Here is a 24,192-nt window from a genome sequence, read left to right as displayed (position 1 = left end):
AATACAGACATGTAAAAGACTATTGACAGGATGAAATATCTATTGTTATTTTAAAGCTCGAAGTGCTCTTCCAAAATACGTTTCTGATGAAATACTTTTACAAGCGGTACGATAGGCTTCTTTTACATTATCTCCAGATTTATTAACCGATGGGGAAAAAGCCACTAGAGTTTCTGATAAATAATGATCTGAACTTATTTGAGCAGATGCATTTTGAAGTACTTTTATAAGTTGGCCACTGTTAATATTTTTCCTTGCTAATTTTATTAGAGCAACAGAAGCATAATGATCCGAACTAACGCTAGATAATGCCTGGATATAGACATCCATATTCTCACCATCCAAACCTTGTCTATCAACAACTTTGCTTAAAACCTCTACCAAATAATGGTCTGATCCAATAGATTCTCCTGCAAGTGTGAGTAATTCACTTAATTCATTACTATTTAATCCCTTATCCAATAGCTTAGAAAGAACGGTTGTGATGTAATGATCCGACTGGATATCTTCAAGTGTTCCTATAAACGAATTGTAATTACCTTTTGACAACCCGGGAAGTTCTAATGCTTTAATTAATACTTGTGCTTTATAGTGATCTGACCCTATTTGCTTAGAATTTTCGATTAAAAGATTAAGGTTGGTAGCATTTAGCTCTCGTTTCTTCATCACATTGATAAGTACCTGTGACATATAATGATCAGAATCAATTCCTGTAGTTATCTTAAATAGTTTACCTATTTGGTCATCAGAAAGATTACCATCTTCAATAGCAGTATTTAATACTACTGTAGCATAGTGATCTGATCCTATACTTTTTGCAGCTTCTATATATGCTAATATCAGTGCATTAGAAGCAAAAAAGTTTTGTTGTTTGTACCTCAATAATTCGGCTAAGTAGTGATCTGATTTTATTTCTTCTCCGGCTAATCTTAGTAATGATTCCATCTCTTTGGGAGATAGTTTTTTTTCTAATATCAATTTTAAATACGCAGATTTTACATGGTCGCTTTCAAGAGATCTGATTTCTTTAAATACCATGTTAGCACCACCTTGCTTATAGAATCGATCTACTCTACCTTTTGCTCCTAAAGTTGTTGTTTTTACAATTTTTGGCAAAATCTCACCAAGCCATTTTTTACCTTCAGAGTCAAAGTTTTTTCTAGAAGAACCAACAAAATACTTTTTATTAAGCTTTCCATTCCCTTCGGATTCGATTACAATCCTACGTCTACTTCCAAAAGCAGATTTTTTTATTTCGAGGTAACCACCATCAGAAATAGCGGCTACATCTTTATCATCATTTGATAAGGTAATTTCTCCCTCATAATTTATTGAGAAATTATCAAACACACCATTTTGAACCTTAATAGTCGTTTTACCTTTAGTATGATTTACGGCATAAGATGTGTTTTGAGCACTAATACTTGTTGCAAAAAGCAAAGAAGCAATTAATAGTACCACCTTAAACAGGTTGGTAATAATAATTCTGGATACAAGATTCATAACTGTTCGTTTTTTGATTAATTGATTGATTTTATTAATGCAAAGGTGGAACACTATGTCCTATATAAAAAACTAAATGAATCGAACTGTACCGCGAATGTATTGAACTGTACATTATCGCATATTATCTTAAAAACTCTACTTCCTTTGGAATATCAATTTAATTAGTTAATATCTCCATCAGTCTTAAACAATGATCGTTTTAAGTATAACGATCCTTTAGTATTGAATTTAAAGAATATGAATACCGTAGGTCTATTTAGGTATGGTTGGTACATGAATTTATTATTATATTTATCTAAAAGGTAACCCATAATTATATTTGATTTAATATCATGTCAATAATAGATTATATATTATTTAATGGCTAAGCTATTGGGTATAGCTATTATAATTGAGTTTAATTATTTAAATTAATTTCATCAATTCGTTTCTTTATTTTCTTTTCCTGATCTTTATTAAAATTATGCCTAGAATCCTTGTTTATTGTATTCATAATGTTTTCTGATTCGTGACTATGAAACAAACCTAAAGCATGTCCTATTTCATGTGGAGCCGTTGAAGTAAATAGATTTTCATCTGTCATCAATACTCTTTGATCCCTTCCAATTCCTGCAATACCAAGGATATTACATCTCTTAACAATATATATATTCACTTTACTTTTATCATACGATTCTCGGGACTGCATCAAAAATGTGCTAGGTTCTGAACCTGCATTATCTCTAAGATCATAAAGTTCTTCATTAATTAAACTCTTGGACTCACCTAACTCTAACCCTATTCCAAATCTGTGAAAATATTCTCCATTTAAATAGTTTATAAATTCTGCTTCGTTAAGAGTATATGATGATTTATTTGAAGTTTCTGAAGATTCTACATAAATGATGTTAACTTTTATAATTTTCTCTAAGGCCACAAATTCTGGCTCTACATCAACAGAATTAAGGTCATCACCTGCACTACAAGACAACAAAAAAGGAATCGATATTATAAAAAGGAATCGTTGGCATACCTTTTTAAAGGTTCCTTCAAAACCATTTTTATTAATATTAAATGAAGTCTTAAGAAAGACGTTATAGAAAAAGTTCTCGATCTGAAGTATACTATTAACTATAGAACTGTTGAATGTAGGTTTAGTAATTTTCGTCATTTTTTTAGATTTGGGATACCTCCGGGGTAAGAAGTATTGGTATTTTAAAAGAAGAATCATTTTTTAATTCTTATTCTTTTAAACCGTGTTAAACATTCTTCTGGGGCAATAGAAGATTATTTTACATTTTGACGAATTTACTTTTAATCTTGAATCGATATAATTCTCCGTAATCAATTCATTATAAAGGTAGTATAGATTATCAATATTCGAATACGGTAAAAACGTAATATATTTACGTAATCACCAAAACACCATGTATTTCGACGATAAATAGGTGTTTTTACTGAAACTTTAACATTTTTTTACTCAAAAAAGAAAGTTAAATACTACAAATGTTAACGTAGAGTACATGGTTTTAAGGGGGTTTTTCCCCTGTTCACCATCTTAATATTTAAACATTATCTCACTATTGAGATAGTTTTAATTCTAAAACACAACTAATTAGAATGTTTCTTTAATAAAATTTCAGAAATTAAATTTTCAATAATATTTTTATAAGGATTGGGTTTTTGAGATTTGCTTTTTGCTTTTTTTATCTTTTCGTAGTGTGGTATTTTACCTGTCTTTAAAAGTTCCTTAAGCACTTTTTCAAAAAAACTATCTAAAATAGGGATCACAAATTTGCTCGATTTGTTTTTGTCTTTAAGATGAATAAATTTTTTTGTGTATGCCAAAAAGATTTGAGGGTATTGAGAAAATGTAACTAATGCTTGACAAAAACTCTGACACACCTCTTCCTTATTCTGATTATTTTTAAATTTGAGTGTTTTACGATCTATTTGAGTAAGTGTATACAATAAGATACTTTCTCTAATAAATATACTATAATCATTATTAGAGAAATAATACACCTCCATTCCGATATTAGTATTTATAACTAATACCTCATTTCCGATGTTTTCTTTTAAGAAAGATTCAAAAACAGCTACCATATCAGAGGACATTAACAATTGCCTTCTAAAATCAATAGATCTGATATTTACCGATTTTATACTTTCCATATCGTTGTTTCTGTTCACTGAGTAAGCTTAAATAATCTTGAAATCTACTAAACCTCAATTTTTAACATGTATTTCTACTTTAAATACACAGGTATCCCCAGTAACTATATCTCCGTTCTATTTCAACTAATAATGTAAAGATCCCTTTTTGACCAAAAGTTACCGTATGAATTAGTACGGTAGTCTTATTAAAATTTCACGCCTTTTATCATGTAATAAAAACAGGTGGTTTGCAACAAACCACCCGTTGCTTTAATCTTCTTATAATTTATTACTATTATTATGCTTTATCAAATCGATCAAGATCCATGACTTTGCACCAAGCTGCGACAAAATGATCTATGAATTTCTTTTCAGAATCTTCGCAAGCATAAACCTCGGCAAGAGCCCGTAGTTCAGAATTAGAACCAAATATAAGATCTGTTCGAGTACCTGTCCATTTTACTTCTCCTGTGGTGCGGTCACATCCTTCAAATACTTCTTGAATATCTGAAGTTGCTTTCCAGGTAGTACTTAAATCAAGTAAATTGATAAAGAAATCATTCGTAAGAACCTCATGGCGTTGCGTAAAAACTCCATGTTGAGATTGATCAAAATTCGTATTCAACACGCGAAGACCACCTACAAGAACTGTCATTTCGGGAACAGTCAACGTTAATAACTGAGCTCTATCTACTAACATTTCTTCTGCAGATATAGAAGATTTTGTTTTCTTATAGTTACGAAAGCCATCAGCAACAGGTTCAAGAACAGAAAAGGATTCTATATCGGTTTGCTCTTGTAATGCATCGGCTCTCCCTGGAGAAAAAGGTACAGTAATCTTATGTCCGGCATTCTTTGCTGCTTCCTCTACTCCTACAACTCCTCCTAGAACTATCAAGTCTGCTATTGAAACTTTCTTATCTCCAGATTTTGAACCATTAAATTCTTGTTGAATACTCTCTAAAGTTTCTAATACTTTGGCTAACTGAGCTGGATTATTCACTTCCCAATTCTTTTGTGGGGTAAGACGAATACGTGCTCCATTTGCACCACCACGTTTATCAGAACCACGAAATGTGGATGCCGAAGCCCAGGCAGTGGATACTAATTGAGAAACTGATAATCCTGAAGAAAGTATTTTGTTTTTTAGATTGGTAATGTCTTTATCATCTATTAATGTTCCTGTAATTTTTGGGATCGGGTCTTGCCAAATTAACTCTTCTTTAGGTACTTCTGGACCAAGATATCTTGCAATCGGTCCCATATCACGATGCGTTAACTTATACCATGCACGAGCAAATACATCTGCAAACTCATCTGGATTTTCATAAAAACGCCTTGAAATTTTCTCATAGGCAGGATCCATTCTTAAAGCAAGGTCTGTCGTAAGCATAATTGGTGCGTGACGTATAGAAGTGTCATGTGCATCTGGTACACTATCGGCACCAGCGCCATGTTTTGGTATCCATTGATGTGCCCCAGCAGGACTTTTGGTCAATTCCCATTCGTAACCAAATAAATTCCAGAAGAAGTTATTACTCCACTTGGTGGGAGTACTAGTCCATGCTCCTTCTAACCCACTTGTAATAGTATCACCTGCATTACCGCTTCCAAAGTTATTTTTCCAACCCAAATTTTGTTCCTCAATACCTGCAGCAGCTGGTTCTCTCTCTACATATTGATCCGGATTGGCAGCACCATGAGTTTTACCAAAAGTATGCCCACCGGCAATGAGAGCAACCGTTTCTTCATCGTCCATTGCCATACGACCAAAGGTTTCACGAATATCGTGAGCTGCAGCAATTGGATCAGGATTTCCATTGGGTCCTTCAGGGTTTACATAAATCAACCCCATCTGAACAGCACCTAAAGGGTTCTCTAGCTTTCGGTCATCGGTATAACGTTTGTCGCCTAACCATTCAGTCTCAGCACCCCAATAAATATCTTGTTCAGGTTCCCAAACATCCTCACGCCCTCCGCCAAAACCAAAAGTTTTGAACCCCATAGACTCTAATGCGCAATTACCTGCAAAAATCATAAGATCTGCCCAGGAAATTTTCTTACCATATTTTTGCTTAATTGGCCATAATAATAACCGTGCTTTATCTAGGTTGGCATTATCGGGCCAACTGTTTAATGGTGCAAAACGTTGGGTTCCCGAACCAGCACCTCCGCGACCATCGGCAATTCGATAAGTACCGGCACTATGCCATGCCATACGAATAAAAAGAGGGCCATAATGACCATAATCTGCAGGCCACCAATCTTGCGAATCCGTCATCAATTCAAAAAGGTCTTTCTTGATTGCTTTGAGATCAAGAGTCTTAAACTCTTTACTATAATTAAATTCTTCTCCCATAGGATTGGATGATAAGGAATGTTGACGAAGAATATTCAATTTCAACTGATTTGGCCACCAATCGCGATTAGAGGTTCCAGTACCAGCACCTTGTTTCGGTGTACCATTCATAAAGGGACATTTGCTCTCACTATTAAAATCATGAGACTCTGTACTCTTGAGATTTTTATTTTCCATTGCTAATAGATTAAATTAGATGATCATTGTTCTTGCTCTTTCAAATTTACAATAAAATACATTTATTGTTTTTAAGTTTTCGATATAAAAAAACTATCAAGCTATTTAATCCTTTTATAAATTCATATGATAATGATAAATGTGTACTTTAGAATTGAATAACTCCAATAAAATAAAAAACGAACTTCTTTAAGACTTCGTTTTTCTTTATTTTATTCGGTAAAGATTAATATAAAACACAGCCTCATATGCGTAGTATTTTGAAGATATAATAAAGCATAGAAATCTGATTACAAATTATGCGCAAAACAACTCCGCAATGTCCATCATAATTTAAAAATATATTTCATAAAATCATAATAATCAGCAAATTACTTTTAAAAAAAGATAAATGAATAAGTCAAAAATTAGCAATACCATTTATTGCTCTATCCATTTTCTAAAATCCAATGTTTCTGGAGCAAATGGTGAAATAGAAGTTTGATTATATGATTCATCTAAAACCTGACGTGATATTATCAGATCTTCGCGCCATGATGATTTAGTGTACCCTTTACTCAATTGCCAATGAAGCTTATTTTTATAACTCGCTATTGATGTACTTGTAGCGTACATAAAATCTTCAATATAACCTACGGTAGTTTTTACATTACCATGAGTTCCTAGTTTTACATTTTTTATCTAATTACAAATAATAATGAAAACAAAAGTAGAAGCACTCCCTTCGTATATGAAGTGAATTCTGATAAAGTGGGTTTAAAAAAAGTTAAAATAGGTTTCTATTACCTTTTAAAGAGAAATCAAAGAAGAATTTCTATTTTTTAAAGTTCATTTTAGACTAATTAAAAAATCTATAACACAATAATACTATTGCGATAGCCGGTCTTTCATCTTCAACAATTCTTGTTCTATCATCAACAATTTATCTTCCACAAGATCTCCAAATTCGGGTATACGTCTAAAAAACACATATCTAACTCTCCATAATTCTTTAATTTCTGACAAAGGGTATATTGAATCTTCAATATTTTTATGATCTGCTCTTAATACTACATTACCTTTTGCAACATATAATCTTCTAAAAATTAGTTTGTCTTCAACTACTACAAAAACCAATGTCCCATTATTTAATTTTTTAATTACAGTTGCCGGAACTTTTTCTCCTACTACAACATCTTTTGGGTAAAAACCTTTATCATGAGAAGTCATTTCCAAGTTACTTACGGTATACCCTCTAAATTCTTTGGTTGGGTTTACAGGCAATTGCATAGTTGGCAACTCTTTAACAAAACCTTCTTTATTATATAAAGCAACATAATCACCAGCTGTATTTTCTGTTATACAAGGAATGATCGCAAATTTTTCTCGTTTAACATCCTCTGCATAAGTAGTAAGATCACCTTTAAACTTCAAAAGTTGATTTACGGTAAGTTCATTTGTTAATAAATCATCTATGACTATGCTAAAATGATTAGCTACTTTAATTAGTGTTTCGATCTTCGGCTCACTTCTACCCTCTTCATAAGCTCCCAAAGTACCACGTTTTAAGTCAAATAACTCTGCAAAAGCTTGCTGACTTAAACCTTTAACACTTCGTATTTTTTTTATATTTTTTCCAAAAAAAGACATTTTTGCTAATTTTATTTGCAATTATAAAAAATAATCGTACATTTACACTAACAATATTAGCTAATACTTTTTAAAAATGCTAATTTTAGTAGAGATATTTTTCCACATGACATTTTATTCCAATAGAAAAAAGAACATTACTAAAATTTTTAGCAACACACTAAATTATTAATCTAAAAAATCATCATACCCATGATAGTCATTGTATATTATCTAGCTAATTTAGTTATAGATTTTATCGAAAAGTTGTACTGCTTTTTGTAATATTGATACACAGTCAAACAATCTGAAAGAATTACTAATTATCAATCAAATAAACCGTCACATGCAAGATCATTTTCAACTGGTAAAAGACTTTTTACTTCAACTCAACTACGATATCATTCACGAAAATATAGGAGAAGGTATTATCATGATTAGTAAAGAAAATGAAGGAATCAAAAATATGATTCTTGGAGTCGCACCTCCTATTTTAATAATGGAACAACATATTTTTAATATCAAAAATAAAAATGAGGTTGTTTATCGAAACTTACTTCAGAAAAATCGAGATATCGTACATGGTGCTTTTGTTCTTGATCAGTCTGGCGAGAAAGTAATCTTTAGAGACACCTTGCAAGTAGAAAACCTAGATCTTAATGAACTCGAAGGTTCTTTAAACTCTTTAGGGTTATTGTTAAGTGAATATTCTGACCAAATTATAAATTATTCAAAATACTAATACTATGAACTTTTTTAAGCGATTATTCAAAATAGGTGAAGCAGAAGCTAATTCTGCTATTGATAAAATGGAGGATCCTATCAAAATGACCGAACAAGGAATACGAGATATGAAAACTGATTTAGAAAAAAGTCTTGAAGCTTTAGCCCAGGTAAAAGCGATGGCAATAAGAGCCAAAAATGACACCGAAGAATTTGTTTCAAAAGCAGAAGATTATCAACAAAAAGCAATGCTGATTCTAAAAAAAGCGCAAAATGGTGATCTGGATGTTACAGAAGCTGATCGATTAGCTAAAGAAGCTTTGGTAAAAAAAGAAGAAGCTATGCTGCATGTAAATCGTAGTAAAGGTGAATCTGAAAAATTTGATTCTTCTGTTAGTCAATTAGAAAAAAATGTTCAAGAGATCAAACAGAATATAAGCAAATGGGAAAACGAATTAAAAACCCTAAAAGCACGTGTGAAGGTTTCTACTGCTACAAAAAATGTGAATAAGCAAATGGCAGAAATCGATAGTTCAAGTACAGTTTCTATGCTAGAACGTATGAAAGACAAAGTAAATCAAGAAGAAGCTTTGGCTGAAGCTTATGGAGACATTGCCAATACTTCTAAATCTATTGATGAAGAAATCGATAAAGCCATAGACGTCACAGAAGCCAATGCCGAAGATGATTTAGCAAAGCTTAAAGAACAGCTAGGGATAGATGATAAAAAGAAATAGACCTCCCAACCTCGCCTAAGAGATCAATTTCTAACAATACCAATGAAATAAAAACTTTTAAATCAAAACACTATGATAATTTCAACAACAGAAAATATTCCTGGTAAAGAAGTATATGAAATATTGGGCATTGCCAGAGGAAGTACAGTAAGATCGAGAAATATTGGCAGAGATGTTTTTGCTGGTTTAAAAAATATTGTAGGTGGAGAAATTGAAGAATATACAAAGCTTCAAGCTCAATCCAGAGATCAAGCAATGCAAAGAATGATCCAGGACGCAAAAAAAATAGGTGCAGATGCGGTAATAAATATCAGACTTACGACATCAATGGTTATGCAAGGCGCATCAGAAATACTAGCCTATGGTACTGCAGTAAGATTTAAATAACTTCTGACACTATGGAAACGCTAATGTTTCTGCTTTTTGGAGGAGTACTTCTATTCGTTCTTATTTTCCTAATTATCCGAAGGATTAAGATAAAATTGAGTAAAGATTTTGAACAAAGAGATAATTAACTTTTTAAACAACCATCTATCTTGAAAGAATTATTTGACATAGCAATTTCAATAGTTAATCTACCATTAACCATATTGTTTGGATTATTAATCCTGTATTGGCTGCTTACTACGCTAACAGGTATGGATCTGGACTTCTTTGATGCAGATATTGACTTAGATATAGATGCCGATGTAGATGCTGATATCGATATGGAATCAGATTTTGATGCCCGAGCAAATCTCGATATTCAGGATATCTCTAATACCGAAGTAAAAAAAGAAGATGTAATACGCCGCCGAGGTAAATTGAATTTCTTTCAGATATTTTTGATCTATTTCAATTTTGTAGGGCTACCATTTATGTTCACCTTTTCGTTTTTTGTATTGTTTTGGTGGGCAATCACAATGGCTGGCACATCGATAACACATAGCTACGATAACGATTTTGGGTTTACTTTTTTCTTTGGAGGTATTATTCCTGCCTTATTTTTAACCAAGATATTTACTACCCCATTTAAGAGATTCTTTACCAATTTTAATAATAAAGGCGAAAGTGCTTTAGAATTATTAGGCCGACAAGGGATACTACAAAGCTCAATTTCTGGAGATAAAATTTCGACCTTAGAAATAAAAATACAATCCGATCCTATCAAAGTAATGGTAAAATCTAAAGACGGAATGGAGATTTTGGCCAATACACCAGTAGAGATCGTTAATCAAGAAAAAAACAAACAACTTTATATCATTCAACCATTAAATTAATATTTATGAGCAATCTAGCCAACATAGCCATCATCGTGGTGGTAGCATTAGTACTCCTTATCGTACTATACTTTATAATAATCGCCATATTCTATAGGAAAATTCCGCAAGGAGAATCTCTTGTACGTACCGGTTTTGGAGGAACAGCAGTTGCTTTTGATAAAGGTCTATATGTAATACCAGTACTTCACAAAGTTGAAATTATGGACATTTCTATCAAGAAAATAGAAATCGAACGAACCGGAGTAAATGGATTAATATGTAAAGATAATATAAGAGCAGATATTAAAGTTGCCTTTTTTGTTAGAGTAAACAAATCTGTTGAAGATATCATCAATGTTGCTCAAACGATCGGTTGTAATCGTGCTTCTGAAATTGATACCTTACGTAGTCTTTTTGATGCTAAGTTCTCTGAAGCTTTGAAAACGGTAGGTAAAAAATTCGAATTCGTAGAACTATATGAAGCCAGACGAGAATTTAGAGATGAAATTGTGAACATTATTGGTACAGATCTAAATGGATATATCTTAGACGACTGTGCAATTGATGATTTAGAACAGACTTCTCTAAACGTAATGAAAGCAGATAATATTCTGGATGCAGAAGGAATTAAAAAAATTATTGAACTTACTGCTGCGCAAAACATAAAATCAAATTTGATTAAACGCGATGAAGAAAAAGTAATCCGTAAACAGGATGTAGAAGCACGTGAAGCTATTCTAGAACTAGATAAACAATTAGCCGAAAAAGAAGAACAACAAAAACGAGAAATTTCTAATATTAAATCTCGCGAAGAAGCAGAAATATTAAAAGTCTCTGAAGAAGAAAGGTTAAAATCTGAAACTGCTCGTATCGCTACACAAGAGAAAGTAAAAGTTGCAGAAGAGAATATGGAACGACAAATCATTGTTGCTGCAAAAAACAAACAACGAACTGATGTTGTAGAAACAGAAAGAGTAGAAAAAGATAGAATGCTTGAAGCTACAGAACGTGAGCGTATCGTTACTTTGGCTCAGATTGAAAAAGAAAAAGTAGTTGAAGTTGAGAAAAAGAATATCCAGGATGTGATTCGTGATCGAGTAACCTTAGAAAAAGGGGTAGTCGAAGAGCAAGAGAACATGAAGGATATCGAAGCATTCAAGACTGCTGATCGTGAGAAACAAGTAAAAATTACCATTGCAGAAGCTAATGCTGAAGAATCATTGATCAGAACAATCAAAGCTGCAGAAGCGCAAAAAGAAGCAGCAAAACAAAAAGCTGAAGAAATTAATATTGAAGCTCAGGCGCAAAAAGAAGCTAGTGAGAAAGAAGCAGAGGCTCGTAAAACCTTAGCAGAAGCACAAGCCAAAGAAGAAGCTACACTAGGTATGTCTGAAGCACAAGTGATGCATGCCAAAGCTGATGCTCATGAACGTGAAGGTCTTGTTGAAGCTACAATCATTGAGAAAAAAGCAAAAGCAGAAGCCGCAGGAATTCAAGCAAAAGCAGAAGCCGTTAGAGAAGAAGGACTTGCAGAAGCCGAAGTTATTAAAGAAAAAGCACTTGCCGACGCTGCCGGAATTGAAGAGAAAGCAGAAGCAATGAAGAAACTTGACGGAGTTGGTAAAGAGCACGAAGAATTTAAGCTACGCTTAGATAAAGAATTACAAGTAGATCTGGCACATATCAATATACAAAAAGAAATTGCTGATGCTCAGGCAGAGGTAATCGGAGAAGCTCTCAAAGCTGCTAATATAGATATTGTAGGTGGTGAAACTATGTTCTTTGATCAGATAGTGGGTCAGATTACAAGAGCCAAAGGAATCGATAGATTAGTAAAACATTCAGATAATATTCAGGATGTAAAAGATGCTATACTTGGCAGCGAAGATGTAAAAGGGAATCTTTTACAAAAAATAAAAGAATTCGCTACCCAATACGGGATCTCTTCTGAAGATATCAAAAATCTAACTATTGCCAACCTGTTACTAGAATTGAAACAGAAAACAACAGATCCAGATGAGAATAACCTGTTTACAAATCTCTTTAATCTCGCTAAAGGATTAGGATTATCTGATAAAAAGCTGAAATAAAAACCCGAAAAATAACTCTCCTCCTTGTTAAAAGGAGGAAAATGAATCCACCTCTGTCAGAAAAACAGGTGGTTAAGAACTCACAACACTTTATGAACATAATCATGAACACATTTTTAAATCCATAAAAGCCTTCTCATTCCAGAGAGGCTTAGAATGGGATTTGTTTAACTGTTTAATATGATTTAATTACGAGAAGAGAAGGAAACAATGATGTGTAGGCTCATTTCTTAAGGAATAATGGGAGAAAAACAATTAGAGAAACTTTTAACGAAGAAAGCCAAGGCATCAAAGTAGAGCCAGTTTCTGAAGAGATTATTACAAGAGATCAGAAATCAGCTTAAGAAGCAACGATAATTGCTTTCAGAAGACGATTAATTGGTTCTGGTATTGTTATAATTTCAATTGTTGGATCTATAGTATATGTATCCATTTAAAAAATGAAAAACATGAATAAAAAACTTATAAGATTAATAGCAGTTTTATTATTATGTATCAGCGTATTGGCATATAACACATACGCTAAAAAAGAAACCCTAGAAAAAAACGGGGTGAGCACATCGGCTGTAATTGAAAAAATTTCAACTAACAAATATGATAATGAATTATCACCTGTAGTTGAGAACATTCATATTAGATACAAATACATGATAGATGCTGAAGAATATATAAAAACACAAGAGATTTCAAGACATGAACACGATTTATATTTTACCAAAACTGGAAAAGTAGGAGATTCTATTAAAATCATATATGATTCTGAAAAACCTACAAATTCCAGAATTGAAAAGGTCAAATAAGTGTCTATCAGTGCATACAAATATTAAACTAAATTTAATCCTAAGAATATGAATACCATATGTAACAATTGTAAATCTAATAAAATAGTAACAGGAGTAAGAATTACTGATTTAGGGGAGGTTAATGTAAAAAACGACCTTTCTCTTGAGATCTATAAAAACCCTGATGCGCTGTTTTTTAAGGGGACTACAAGATATAAGTTAAAAGCAAAGGTTTGTTGCTCATGTGGTACAGTAGAAACATATATTGATAATCCCGAAGAATTATGGAGAACTTATCAAAATAATAAGAACTCATAGGTAAAGGAATATTGAAATTAAATTTTGAGTAATAACCATATTCATAACAGAAAACACTTAGAAATCTATAGGAAAGGCTTAAAAAACAAAAAGACAGCAATTTTCACAAAGTAAAAAAACTATTAAAGACTCTCCTCCTGCAAAGGAGGAAAATGAATTCCACAAAGTGGAAGAAAGAGGTGGTTTCGGGCACTATACCACTCATGATTTATCTTTGGTAAATCTGTCCCTCCTCAAAGAAGAGTGGAGCTTTGAAACAACTCTGATGAAACACTAGAGTACAAACTATGGAAGAGATCAAAAAAGAAAAAGACATACAATTGGATGGAGGAACCTACGAAATCATTCAAAAGCGTTTACAAAAACAAAAAGGTGAGCTGCAAAACCGTTTGACGCAACTTAATGAGGCACGAAAAGAAGTTTTTGGCAGTGTAGAAACCAAGTTAATTGCTAATAACCGTATTAGTACAGAGCATAATTGTATTGCCAGAGACATTATAACCATCGGTGATTTTTGCCTTTTTGGATACAATGTTCATTTTGGACTTCGTACAGAGATTACACTCGAAGATGTATTTAGTATATACACTTATAAAAATGATCATTTTGCTGCTAAATCATTAGATCTCATTAATGATTCTATTTTTATTGATGACTTCACCAATCTCTACAAATACTATCGTAATACTATATTTTCTAAATTCGCTATTAATGGAAATTACCTTCATATGGTATTTCAACTTAGTGAAAGCGTTTCTGATATTAAAACCTTCAAATGGTTAATCAATGAAGATACTCTTTCTTATATTGATAATCGTAGCGAACACGAGTTCAAATTTCCAAAACAACATGAATTCAATTGGACCGAAGTTACCCGGGATATGCATCGCTATGGAGCACACCCCCATATTTCAATCCTTGATAAGGTATTTGTAGAAACCATCGGAGGGGATTTAACGATCAAAATTGAAGACAATACCGACGAAGGAAAAGGGATTTTAGATGAAATTGTAGAACATGTTGATCAAACACTAGATGATGGGCAATATCGTTTTGCAGACTTGGGTAATCTCATAGTTCTCGAAATCAAGCCTTTTCAGGAAACTCCACGTTACTTCGTCTATAATCATAAAATGCAGGAAGTAAAAAAAATAAGTTGTATCAAAGATGCTTGTATATTACTTCCTGATGACCAAGGGATTATTTATCCCAACGGATACTATCTCCAGTCTGGTGACTTTAAATTATTTACCAATGAGGTCAATAACATAAAGTTTCAGGAGAAAATCACATCACCAAACGGAGAAGATTTTCTTTATATTTTTTATCAAGCTAATAAAGGATTGTATACCCTAATGGCTTACAATGTTATCGAACAAGAAGTAAAAACACCTATAGTCTGTAATGGTTTTACAATATTAGAGCATGGTGAATTATGCTATTTTAAAACCGAAAACGAACAAACTAAGCATCATGTTATACAGATATGGCAAACACCTTTTATAAAAGGTGATGTATTACCTTCAGAACATATCGACACCTTGCTTTACAAAATCGGTAATAAAGACATTGTAAAAGCAATGGCAGAGAGTAATGCTTTGATCACATTACTTAATAAAGAAGATAACTACGATGGACTGTATGATGATATCGCCAAATTCTCTAATGACATTATTGACAGTTATTATTGGATTCGTGAAGAAGACACTTTTAGGTTAGACATCCCTCTTGAGGAAATTAATGGTGCGGCAAATTCTGCTATAGATGAATTTGAAAAAGTAGTTCAACTTAGAAAAACTGCTGCAAATATAACTAAGGAAACGCTAACCAAAGCCGAGGCCATTTTTGGTAAAATCAAAAGCAGTTCCTTTCGTTCTATTGATGATTTTGTTGAAGTTTTATCACAATTGCGCACACTGCGTGGCGAAGTTATTGGTCTAAACGACATTAGGTATGTAGACAACACATTTACCGAAGAACTCGAAACTAAGATTGCAGAGCAAACAGAAAAAATATCACAGCGTTCTGTACAGTTTTTACTGGATGACAAAGCGCTACTCCCCTATCACACTCGTGTAGAAGAAAAGCAAGTTCTTCTTGAGAAAATCAAAAAAGTAATTGATGCCAAAAAATTAGAGCAAGAAGTCAATCAGATCGCAACGGATCTGGAAATGTTAATCGACATTGTTTCTAATCTACAAATCGAAGACACCTCACACTCAACAAAGATTATCGATACTATTTCTTTAATCTTTGCAACGATAAACCAGCTTAAATCTGGTATCAAAAACAAGATCAAATCTCTTGGTAGCAAAGAAGCTACAGCCGAATTCGCAGCACAATTAAAACTTGTTGATCAAAGTATCATCAACTACCTAGATATTGCTAATACTCCCGAAAAAACAGATGAGTTACTAAATAAAGTATCTGTTCAATTAGAAGATTTAGAAGGAAGATTTGCCGATTTCGAGGAATTTATTACTCAGATTATCGAGAAAAGAGAAGAGGTATATAATGCCTTTGAAACTCGAAAAAATAGTTTAATTGAAGCTCAAAATAAAAAAACTATTGCTCTAGAGAATGCCGCTAATCGAATTTTAAAAGGTGTAACTAAAAAAGCACTAAGTTTTGATTCGGTTATTGATATCAACGGGTATTTTGCTTCTGATCTCATGATCAATAAATTGAGAGATATTGTTACCCAATTACAGAAATTAGATGATGCAGGCAAAGCCGAATCTATTGAAACAGCCATAAAGGTTGCTAAAGAAGATGCTACGCGTAAACTTAAAGACAAGCAAGATCTCTATGAAGATGGGGAGAATATCATCAAACTTGGAAAACATAAATTTGGGGTAAATAAACAACCTCTAGATCTAACCATTGTATATAAAGATGGTAGTTTGAATTATCACCTTACAGGAACCGATTTTTATCAAGAAATCATCAATGAAACATTATTAGAATCAAAAAAATACTGGGATCAGGAATTAATTTCAGAAAATCAAGAAGTGTATCGTGCTTCTTATCTTGCGTTTAAAATATTTAAACATTACACTCATTCTACTAAAGATTCAATAAAATCTGACCTCAAATCGCTGAGTGATGATGAACTCTTAGAACTCGTGAAATCAGAAAGTAGTAAAAACTATGCAGAAGGCTATGTAAAAGGTGTTCATGACATAGATGCTTTTAAAATATTAAAAGTATTAACAACCAAAGATCACGACTTAGGAGTATTGCGTTTCGATCCAAATACACGTGCTTTTGCACAATATTTCTGGTATAGTTTGGAATCAAAAAATCAAAAAAAATGGAATGATATTATAAAAGCTTCAGGAGAAGTTTTAGATATTTTTCCTGAAAGCAATGAATATCATAAGGTGATCACAAATCTAGAAAAAGAGATTATAAATTCATTTTCTAATGCGCTTATCGAAACCGAAGGATACTCAGAAGATACTACAAATGAAATTGCAAATTATCTATTTATAGAATTACAAAAAGATCATACCTTCTGCACTAGTCAAACAGCAAATGAATTACATGATGCATTTATCAAAGCATTAAAAAAGAAAAAAGGATTTGCCAAACTCAAAAAATCATTGGAACTAGATACTAAATCTCGTTCAAACGGAACTATTGACTGGAACTACAAAATCAACCTTGCATTACAGTGGGTATCTTCATATTTAAAAACAAATCATCCTTTACAAACCAAATATGCACATGAGGTGGTTTGTATTTTATTGTTCAAAGACGAATCTATTTCAGAAGTAATTCATGTTAACCCTTCACAAATAATAGAAGGATTAAATGGTAGCCACAACTCAATTACAGAAAATACTTTTGAGTTTAATTATCATGAATTCATTTCTAAAATGGAGCAGTTTTCTACAGTAAATGTACCTTCTTTTGGAGCATATCGCGAAGCTAAACATAAAGTTACAGAGACATTAAAAGAAGACCTTAAGCTTACTGAATTTGAGCCGAAAGTACTTTCTTCTTTTGTAAGAAATAAATTAATAGACCAGGTATATCTGCCTTTATTTGGAGATAATCTATCCAAACAATTGGGAAGTTTAGGAGACAATAAACGTACCGATCGAATGGGAATGTTATTACTTATTTCTCCTCCTGGTTACGGTAAAACGACCCTCATGGAGTATATGGCCAATCGATTGGGGTTGGTATTCATGAAAATTAATGGCCCAGCAATTGGTCACGAGGTAACCTCAGTAGATCCAATGGCAGCAAATAATTCTGCTGCTCGCGAGGAGCTAAAAAAACTTAATCTTGCTTTTGAAATGGGCAACAATGTGATGCTGTACCTAGATGACATACAGCATTGTAATCCTGAGTTTTTACAAAAATTTATCTCGCTATCTGATGGTACTCGTAAAATAGAAGGTGTATACAATGGAACTCCCAAAACCTACGATTTACGCAGTAAAAAATTCTGTGTAATTATGGCAGGAAATCCATATACCGAAAGCGGAGAGAAATTCCAGATTCCAGACATGTTAGCCAATCGAGCAGATATCTATAATCTGGGAGATATTATTGGAGATACTGCAAATCTGTTTAAATTAAGTTTGATAGAAAATTCGATGACCTCTAACCCTATTCTTCATCAGTTAAGTGGTAAACATTATGAAGATATCTACCATTTAATAGAAATGGCAGAAACCGGATCAAAGGAAGGTATAGAATTACAAGGAAATCATACTAAACAAGAAATACAAGATTATTTGGCAGTACTTGAAAAAGTAATCATCATCCGTAATACAATACTAAAAGTAAACGAAACCTATATTAAATCTGCCGCAATGGAAGATGCCTATCGTGTTGAACCTTCATTCAAATTACAAGGTTCTTATCGTGATATGAATAAATTAGTAGCCAAAATAGTTCCAATTATGAATGAAAAAGAATTGCAGACTCTACTCCTCTCTCATTATGAAAATGAATCACAAACCCTAACCAGTGCTGCTGAAGCTAACCTGTTAAAATACAAAGAAATGACTCAGTCCATTGAAAAAGAAGAGGTTATTCGTTGGGAAGCAATGAAAGAAACTTTCACAAAAAACAATGCATTAAAAGGCTTTGGAGATAAAAACGAAATGGCTCAAGTTTTAGCACAAATGATGCAATTTAGTGATCACCTAGCCGGAATCCAGGAAGTATTGAAGAAAGGATTAGATAAAAAATGAATATACCTCACAGGTCTAAGAAACCTGTGAGGTATATTCATTTTTTAGTTTTTAGAAAATATTTCATACTTTTACATAAGTACTTATATAAACACTTATGCAAGATAAATTACAAGAATATGCAGAACTAGGCTTAGGGTCGAGATTAAAGCGTCTAAGCGAATTTGTGATGAAAGAAATTCAAGTTGTATATACTTCTTGTCATATTGATTTTGATCCTTACTTATTTCCAATTTTTAAAATCATAATAGATCAGGGTCATACTACTACAACTGATATACAGGAAAAGCTACACTACACTCAACCTGCCATCACACAAGCACTAAAAAAACTAATGGATAAAGAATTGGTCGAATATAAAATCGATACATCTGATAAAAGAAAAAAATTATTTCAATTAACAAAAAAAGGCAATGAGACACATCAAATTATGATTCCATTATGGAAAATAATTGACGAACAAGTAAAATGGTTAACTGAAGGAACCGCAACAAGCCTTATCAGGCACTTAACCCATCTAGAAGATCAGTTAAGAAAAAAGTCATTAAGCGAGCGTATTCTTGAAAAATATCAAATATCATCACTATGACAGCTTCAGGAAAAATATCTATCATTCCATTTGATTCAAAATATGCAAAAGATTTCGCAGCTCTTAATATAGAATGGCTCGAAAAATATTTTGTTGTAGAACCACATGATACTGATTTATTAGAACAATGTGAAGAAACAATCATTAATAAAGGAGGGTTGATTTTTTTTGCTAAAGTAAATAACGACATAGCAGGTACTTTTTCACTAATCAAAACTGAAGAAGGTATCTACGAACTGGGAAAAATGGCTGTTTCTCCAAAATTTCAAGGTCAAAAAATCGGGCAGCAATTAATGCAGTTCTGTATTCAATTTTCTAAAGATCAAGGTTGGAAAAAAATATTACTTTATTCTAATAGAATTTTAGAAAATGCGATCTATATCTACAGTAAGTACGGTTTTGTAGAAGTACCTCTAGAGGATACTCCACCCTATCAACGAAGTAATATCAAAATGGAGCTTGTATTGTAAGAATCAAAATAATTCATTTTCTTTCCTTTCCTAAACAGAGTAAGTAATTTTTCTACACATTACAATAAATAATCTCATATTCAGATCATAATAAGTTGTACTTTTGAAAACATTTTTTAGACAACCTTATATATTAAAACCATATCTAAAAAATGTTTTCAATATCACGAGTATTCTTAAAACCTAACACGAAGACTCTTACATTGGAAAATAATAACATATCACCAAAAGTAATCGTCATGAAAAAACCAACACACCGCAGTACATTTTTCGCCCTATTTCTAGCATTAATCAGTAGTTTATTCTTTTTACATTCCTGCCAACAGGATTCGGCTATAGAAGTTCTTGAAGAAGAAGAATATCTAAGAAAAATCGAAACTTTAGAAACAAAAGTCAAAGATTTAGAAGAAAAACTAGGTCAAGAAAAATCCCGTAGAAGGAAACCCAAAAATATTATCAGTTTTACGCAAGCACAAAGAATATATAAGAACTATGATGATAGAGCAGATTTGATTAGTGAAGTTGTTAATACAGATTCAAACGGAACCTCTTTTAAACCTACAAGGTCTATGTTTTATGAAATTTCTGAGTTACGTAGCTATTTATCATATGTTGATGAGTTATCGCAAAAATCAGGCGTAAAAACAACCGGATTACGTTTCTATTTCGCATTATATTCTGACACATATGTCTCCTCTAGTGGGAGTAATAAAAACGCAAGACATCAAACCATCTTTATCGCTCCTACACTAGAAAAAAAATATGACAATCATATTTTACATATAGGATATACACTTAACAATGATGGTAAAGTAAAATTATTAGATAAAAATAATGGATTTAGTCATTTAAGACGAAATCGTAATAAGACAGATAATTTGTCCTTTCCAAGAAAAATAAGTGGCGATGATAAATATAGCCTTATTGCAAACCAATTAGGAGCAACTCCTCCAGAATATGGATTCTAATTTAGAACTACTGATACTATTGAGAAAGATAGCCTTTGGTATTCAATGCATCGCTGCACTTACCGGGCTATTTTTTTTGTTTACCTATAAGATTAATGGTTTATTAAAATGGTTTTCTATTTTTCTGATTTATATCTTTATCAATGATATTATTGCTTATAATACAAGGCATTGGTTTCCTAATTCTAACAATCTAATACTATATAATATATCTACCACTTCTACTTTCTTATTTCTATTTTTTATTTACCACTGGCATACCAAAGAAAAAACAAGTAAACGCTTTATAAAGTATTTTATCACACTATACATAATCACTCTTTTTATATGTGGATTTTATGAAAATTATCTAGTTCAGTTACAAAGTATACCGTTTCTTCTTGGTGCATTTCTATTAATGATTTCTATTATTTTTTATTACGCAGAACTACTAAAATCAGAGCAAATGCAAGAGATCAAAAAAGAGTTTTTGTTCTGGATCAGTGCTGGGTTATTGATTTATTATATGGGAATCACTCCTTTTTCTATAGTACGAAATTATTATGCAAGCCAAAATGAACCTTCAATAATTTTTATACTAAACAGTATTCTCTCTATTATTATGAATAGTTGTTTTATAGCCGGTTTTTTATTTCATAAAAAAACAATCTCCCATTCAACGAAGTAATACCACAAAGGGACTTATATTATTAAAAAAACTCTTTAACGCTCTTTTTATAAAATTCATGTTTGTTTCTTACAAAAAATACACTCTCTATATAATATTCGTAAGAAGTGTTTTTAACACTACAAAAGAGTCGAATCCCTTTTTTAGAAAGGGGTAAAACCCCCCTTTTTTCAAAATCCACATATACTCCAAAACACTTAAAACAACCCAAAAAACACTTATTATCAATGGTTTGAAACATTTTTGCAGCAACAAAATATGTCAATACTTTTTTAAAACTATAGAATAATAGTATTTTTAATTGCAGATAGAGTTTCCCCTATAGTAATAAGAGGATCTCAAAAAACTATCATTTCAGTAAAAGTTGGAATCAAATATAATCAAAAACAACCTTAATTAATTTCTCTGGCAACCACCAGCATCACAACAAACATATTAATAAACCTAAAAAAATGGACAAAAAAACTAACTTTATCGGATACCCCATTGTTATTATTATCACTGCAATACTTACTTTTTTGGTAATTAGAAAGTGTGAAAATCCAGATCTACCAATAGTGACAAAACCCAAAGAGATTATTTCTTTTAAAGATGCTACAGAACTATATAATAGTTATACAAAAAATCGTGTTTGTGTAATTAAAACATTTGAAGGCAAACGAGATTACATATTAGATAGTCTATGTCCAACAACAAGAAAACCAAATGATGAATTTATGCCTTCGAGATCTTTTTATTTATCCAAAAAATTTCTGGATCAATATATAGCTTATGTTAATCAAATCACCCCCGACACAATTGACATTACAGGATATCGCCTATATCTAGGCAACTATCCTGATAAAGAAAAATTTGATGATGGAAAATCCATACCAGATCCAAGAAGAAATACATTTTTTATTGCACCAACAACTCTAAAAGGAGATACAGATTTACATCGCGGCTTCACTTTTGTAGATAGAAACAGTGATGGTAAACCAGAAATCATATTCCTTGAAAATGAATTTGATCATCAAAAATATGGTCAAAATCTTAACCAAACAAAAATCAACACAGCAAGCTTCTTTTCATTTATCAATGCATATGGGCCTGAAAAAAGTACAATTGGTAATGATGTAGGAAGCCATCCATAACCCATGTAAAAATTGACAATTTATTTATGAAAAATGAACTTCTAATAACAATAATGCATGTAACTATTTTTATAGAATTACTAACTGCAATTATTGGAACTATATATCAAAAAAAATATAAGAAAACAAAACTCAATAATTTCATATATTTAATCTGGTATACTGCAATTAATGAACTGTTTACAGGAATTTACCTAAGAAGAAGTTTAGACATTGAAGAAGCGCGTATTTTATATAATATCTTTTATCTAATAAATTTCTCATATTATTTTTTTCTTTTTAAAAGTTACATTGTCAATAAGGAATATAAAAAGGCTATTAATATTTTTTATTCATTATATATAATATCATTAGTAATTAATGGGTTCTATCAAAATTATTTGATTCAACTCCAAATTATACCATATATTATAGCAGCGTGTTTCCTTATTATTACCATTATTTTTTACTATATAGAAATTCTTAAATCCAAAAAAGTATTAAGAATAGAAAAAAATTTACTTTTTTGGATAAGTATTGGTTTATTAATACATAGTATTGGTCAAATTCCATTTAGAATTCTCAGAAATTATTATGTAAGTTTAACAGATGGTTTTGTTTCATTTTTAACTACTGTAACTTTAACTATAATTATGAACCTTTGCTTTATAATAGGCTTTATATGGAGCGACAAGAAACAGCAATATTAATAGCAAGTACAGTACTTGTTGTAATTATCATTTTAATGATTTCTCTTTTTTTGATTTTTCAAAAAAGGAAGAACAGTCTCTTGTTACAACAAAAGGAGGCAGAGAAAAAGTTTGAAAGAGCTATTGCAGAGACTCAGATCGAAATCAGAGAAGAGACACTCCGTAATATTAGCTGGGAGTTACATGATAATATTGGCCAGCTACTCACGCTGGCCAAAATACAAGTAAATATAGCGCAAGATGACCCCGATAAATTAGAAGAGGTGACCGAGACTATAACCAAAAGCCTTACAGAATTGCGATCGCTATCAAAATTGATTAACCCAGATACTATAAAAAGCTTAAGTCTTACAGAAGCGATAACCTTAGAAATAGAACGATTTAATCGCATGCAATTTATTAAAGCCACAATCACCAGTAATGAAGAGATAGAAGTATTGGATGATAAGGCCGAGATTATCATCTTTAGGATATTACAGGAATTCTTTACGAATACCATCAAACATTCTAAAGCTTCAAATCTGGATGTTGATGTACATTATGGTATCGATAAATTGGTAATCCATGCAAAAGATAATGGTGTTGGTTTTGATCAAATAGATTGCCCTACTAAAAGAGGGATAGGACTAAGTAACATGCAAAATAGAGGGAAATTAATCGATGCCATCGTACAAATAACATCACAAAAAGGAAAAGGAACGGCAATAACACTAACTTATCCTTATAAAAACGAAAGTTCGATGGCTTTAGACAATGAAGTTAATTAACTTTGTATAGAAAGAAAAC

General features: G+C 32.0%; 21 protein-coding genes. 15 read left to right on the top strand and 6 right to left on the bottom strand.

The features are described 5' to 3' along the window. Positions 1-45: 45 nt before the first annotated feature. The 6 genes from ATE84_RS06890 to ATE84_RS06865 form a co-directional block, all read right to left on the bottom strand. Positions 46-1,503, bottom strand: coding sequence for a hypothetical protein (locus tag ATE84_RS06890; RefSeq protein WP_101447012.1), 1,458 nt, complete (start codon positions 1,501-1,503; stop codon positions 46-48). A 400-nt stretch (positions 1,504-1,903) separates the two neighbouring features. After that, positions 1,904-2,656: a matrixin family metalloprotease gene (locus ATE84_RS06885; RefSeq protein ID WP_158237198.1), complete on the bottom strand. Its 753-nt coding sequence runs from the start codon at positions 2,654-2,656 to the stop codon at positions 1,904-1,906. Between the two features lie 440 nt (positions 2,657-3,096). Next, on the bottom strand, positions 3,097-3,660 hold the full coding sequence (locus tag ATE84_RS06880) for a hypothetical protein (RefSeq protein ID WP_143273587.1): 564 nt from the start codon (positions 3,658-3,660) through the stop codon (positions 3,097-3,099). Between the two features lie 280 nt (positions 3,661-3,940). Next, on the bottom strand, positions 3,941-6,178 hold the full coding sequence (gene katG / locus ATE84_RS06875; RefSeq protein ID WP_101447006.1) for a catalase/peroxidase HPI: 2,238 nt from the start codon (positions 6,176-6,178) through the stop codon (positions 3,941-3,943). 420 nt (positions 6,179-6,598) lie between these two features. After that, complete coding sequence (locus ATE84_RS06870; RefSeq protein WP_101447004.1) at positions 6,599-6,793, bottom strand: hypothetical protein; 195 nt, start codon at positions 6,791-6,793, stop codon at positions 6,599-6,601. A gap of 252 nt (positions 6,794-7,045) precedes the next feature. Then, positions 7,046-7,807 carry a helix-turn-helix domain-containing protein gene (locus ATE84_RS06865; protein WP_101447002.1) on the bottom strand — a complete coding sequence of 254 codons (762 nt, stop codon included), beginning with the start codon at positions 7,805-7,807 and terminating at the stop codon, positions 7,046-7,048. Between the two features lie 325 nt (positions 7,808-8,132). On the opposite strand from ATE84_RS06865, the gene ATE84_RS06860 reads away from it, so the two are divergent. The 15 genes from ATE84_RS06860 (at position 8,133) to ATE84_RS06785 (ending at position 24,173) form a co-directional block, all read left to right on the top strand. Then, positions 8,133-8,528 (top strand): molecular chaperone Tir, encoded by a 396-nt coding sequence (locus tag ATE84_RS06860; protein ID WP_101447000.1) that lies wholly within the window; start codon positions 8,133-8,135, stop codon positions 8,526-8,528. 4 nt (positions 8,529-8,532) lie between these two features. After that, positions 8,533-9,246: a PspA/IM30 family protein gene (locus tag ATE84_RS06855; protein ID WP_101446998.1), complete on the top strand. Its 714-nt coding sequence runs from the start codon at positions 8,533-8,535 to the stop codon at positions 9,244-9,246. 72 nt (positions 9,247-9,318) lie between these two features. After that, entirely contained in the window at positions 9,319-9,633 is a 315-nt protein-coding gene (locus ATE84_RS06850) for a YbjQ family protein (protein WP_101446996.1), read from the top strand. A gap of 149 nt (positions 9,634-9,782) precedes the next feature. Next, entirely contained in the window at positions 9,783-10,505 is a 723-nt protein-coding gene (locus ATE84_RS06845) for a hypothetical protein (RefSeq protein ID WP_101446994.1), read from the top strand. Between the two features lie 5 nt (positions 10,506-10,510). After that, complete coding sequence (locus ATE84_RS06840) at positions 10,511-12,577, top strand: flotillin family protein (RefSeq protein ID WP_101446992.1); 2,067 nt, start codon at positions 10,511-10,513, stop codon at positions 12,575-12,577. 449 nt (positions 12,578-13,026) lie between these two features. Continuing rightward, entirely contained in the window at positions 13,027-13,377 is a 351-nt protein-coding gene (locus ATE84_RS06835) for a DUF3592 domain-containing protein (RefSeq protein WP_101446990.1), read from the top strand. A 48-nt stretch (positions 13,378-13,425) separates the two neighbouring features. Next, positions 13,426-13,677: a hypothetical protein gene (locus tag ATE84_RS06830; RefSeq protein ID WP_101446988.1), complete on the top strand. Its 252-nt coding sequence runs from the start codon at positions 13,426-13,428 to the stop codon at positions 13,675-13,677. Positions 13,678-13,964: 287 nt separating this feature from the next. Continuing rightward, positions 13,965-18,890, top strand: coding sequence for a DNA repair ATPase (locus ATE84_RS06825; RefSeq protein ID WP_101446986.1), 4,926 nt, complete (start codon positions 13,965-13,967; stop codon positions 18,888-18,890). Positions 18,891-18,987: 97 nt separating this feature from the next. Then, positions 18,988-19,479: a MarR family winged helix-turn-helix transcriptional regulator gene (locus tag ATE84_RS06820; RefSeq protein WP_101446984.1), complete on the top strand. Its 492-nt coding sequence runs from the start codon at positions 18,988-18,990 to the stop codon at positions 19,477-19,479. After that, on the top strand, positions 19,476-19,949 hold the full coding sequence (locus ATE84_RS06815; protein ID WP_101446982.1) for a GNAT family N-acetyltransferase: 474 nt from the start codon (positions 19,476-19,478) through the stop codon (positions 19,947-19,949). Before ATE84_RS06820 ends, ATE84_RS06815 begins: the two co-directional genes overlap by 4 nt. 239 nt (positions 19,950-20,188) lie before the next feature. Continuing rightward, positions 20,189-20,917, top strand: a complete 729-nt coding sequence (locus tag ATE84_RS06810) for a hypothetical protein (RefSeq protein ID WP_101446980.1) — start codon at positions 20,189-20,191, stop codon at positions 20,915-20,917. Next, entirely contained in the window at positions 20,907-21,584 is a 678-nt protein-coding gene (locus ATE84_RS06805; protein WP_101446978.1) for a hypothetical protein, read from the top strand. The genes ATE84_RS06810 and ATE84_RS06805 overlap by 11 nt, the downstream gene beginning before the upstream one ends. Before the next feature lie 452 nt (positions 21,585-22,036). Next, positions 22,037-22,717, top strand: a complete 681-nt coding sequence (locus ATE84_RS06795) for a hypothetical protein (protein WP_101446974.1) — start codon at positions 22,037-22,039, stop codon at positions 22,715-22,717. A 26-nt stretch (positions 22,718-22,743) separates the two neighbouring features. Further along, the gene (locus ATE84_RS06790; RefSeq protein ID WP_101446972.1) at positions 22,744-23,406 is read left to right on the top strand and encodes a hypothetical protein; all 663 of its coding nucleotides are present in this window, start codon (positions 22,744-22,746) and stop codon (positions 23,404-23,406) included. Continuing rightward, positions 23,379-24,173 (top strand): sensor histidine kinase, encoded by a 795-nt coding sequence (locus ATE84_RS06785; protein ID WP_101446970.1) that lies wholly within the window; start codon positions 23,379-23,381, stop codon positions 24,171-24,173. Before ATE84_RS06790 ends, ATE84_RS06785 begins: the two co-directional genes overlap by 28 nt. Positions 24,174-24,192: the final 19 nt, after the last annotated feature.

Origin of the sequence: Aquimarina sp. MAR_2010_214, from assembly GCF_002846555.1 — a bacterium.
GTDB lineage: Bacteria > Bacteroidota > Bacteroidia > Flavobacteriales > Flavobacteriaceae > Aquimarina.
The sequence above is the reverse complement of the archived record's forward strand: the minus strand, read 5'-3'. Positions and strand labels throughout refer to the sequence as shown.

What these genes read in the sequence shown, in the direction of transcription:
- ATE84_RS06890 (WP_101447012.1), bottom strand. Translation starts at nt 1,503, where the DNA reads ATGAATCTTGTATCCAGAATTATTATTACCAACCTGTTTAAGGTGGTA.
- ATE84_RS06885 (WP_158237198.1), bottom strand. Translation starts at nt 2,656, where the DNA reads ATGACGAAAATTACTAAACCTACATTCAACAGTTCTATAGTTAATAGT.
- ATE84_RS06880 (WP_143273587.1), bottom strand. Translation starts at nt 3,660, where the DNA reads ATGGAAAGTATAAAATCGGTAAATATCAGATCTATTGATTTTAGAAGG.
- katG (WP_101447006.1), bottom strand. Translation starts at nt 6,178, where the DNA reads ATGGAAAATAAAAATCTCAAGAGTACAGAGTCTCATGATTTTAATAGT.
- ATE84_RS06870 (WP_101447004.1), bottom strand. Translation starts at nt 6,793, where the DNA reads ATGTACGCTACAAGTACATCAATAGCGAGTTATAAAAATAAGCTTCAT.
- ATE84_RS06865 (WP_101447002.1), bottom strand. Translation starts at nt 7,807, where the DNA reads ATGTCTTTTTTTGGAAAAAATATAAAAAAAATACGAAGTGTTAAAGGT.
- ATE84_RS06860 (WP_101447000.1), top strand. Translation starts at nt 8,133, where the DNA reads ATGCAAGATCATTTTCAACTGGTAAAAGACTTTTTACTTCAACTCAAC.
- ATE84_RS06855 (WP_101446998.1), top strand. Translation starts at nt 8,533, where the DNA reads ATGAACTTTTTTAAGCGATTATTCAAAATAGGTGAAGCAGAAGCTAAT.
- ATE84_RS06850 (WP_101446996.1), top strand. Translation starts at nt 9,319, where the DNA reads ATGATAATTTCAACAACAGAAAATATTCCTGGTAAAGAAGTATATGAA.
- ATE84_RS06840 (WP_101446992.1), top strand. Translation starts at nt 10,511, where the DNA reads ATGAGCAATCTAGCCAACATAGCCATCATCGTGGTGGTAGCATTAGTA.
- ATE84_RS06835 (WP_101446990.1), top strand. Translation starts at nt 13,027, where the DNA reads ATGAATAAAAAACTTATAAGATTAATAGCAGTTTTATTATTATGTATC.
- ATE84_RS06830 (WP_101446988.1), top strand. Translation starts at nt 13,426, where the DNA reads ATGAATACCATATGTAACAATTGTAAATCTAATAAAATAGTAACAGGA.
- ATE84_RS06825 (WP_101446986.1), top strand. Translation starts at nt 13,965, where the DNA reads ATGGAAGAGATCAAAAAAGAAAAAGACATACAATTGGATGGAGGAACC.
- ATE84_RS06820 (WP_101446984.1), top strand. Translation starts at nt 18,988, where the DNA reads ATGCAAGATAAATTACAAGAATATGCAGAACTAGGCTTAGGGTCGAGA.
- ATE84_RS06815 (WP_101446982.1), top strand. Translation starts at nt 19,476, where the DNA reads ATGACAGCTTCAGGAAAAATATCTATCATTCCATTTGATTCAAAATAT.
- ATE84_RS06810 (WP_101446980.1), top strand. Translation starts at nt 20,189, where the DNA reads ATGAAAAAACCAACACACCGCAGTACATTTTTCGCCCTATTTCTAGCA.
- ATE84_RS06805 (WP_101446978.1), top strand. Translation starts at nt 20,907, where the DNA reads ATGGATTCTAATTTAGAACTACTGATACTATTGAGAAAGATAGCCTTT.
- ATE84_RS06795 (WP_101446974.1), top strand. Translation starts at nt 22,037, where the DNA reads ATGGACAAAAAAACTAACTTTATCGGATACCCCATTGTTATTATTATC.
- ATE84_RS06790 (WP_101446972.1), top strand. Translation starts at nt 22,744, where the DNA reads ATGAAAAATGAACTTCTAATAACAATAATGCATGTAACTATTTTTATA.
- ATE84_RS06785 (WP_101446970.1), top strand. Translation starts at nt 23,379, where the DNA reads ATGGAGCGACAAGAAACAGCAATATTAATAGCAAGTACAGTACTTGTT.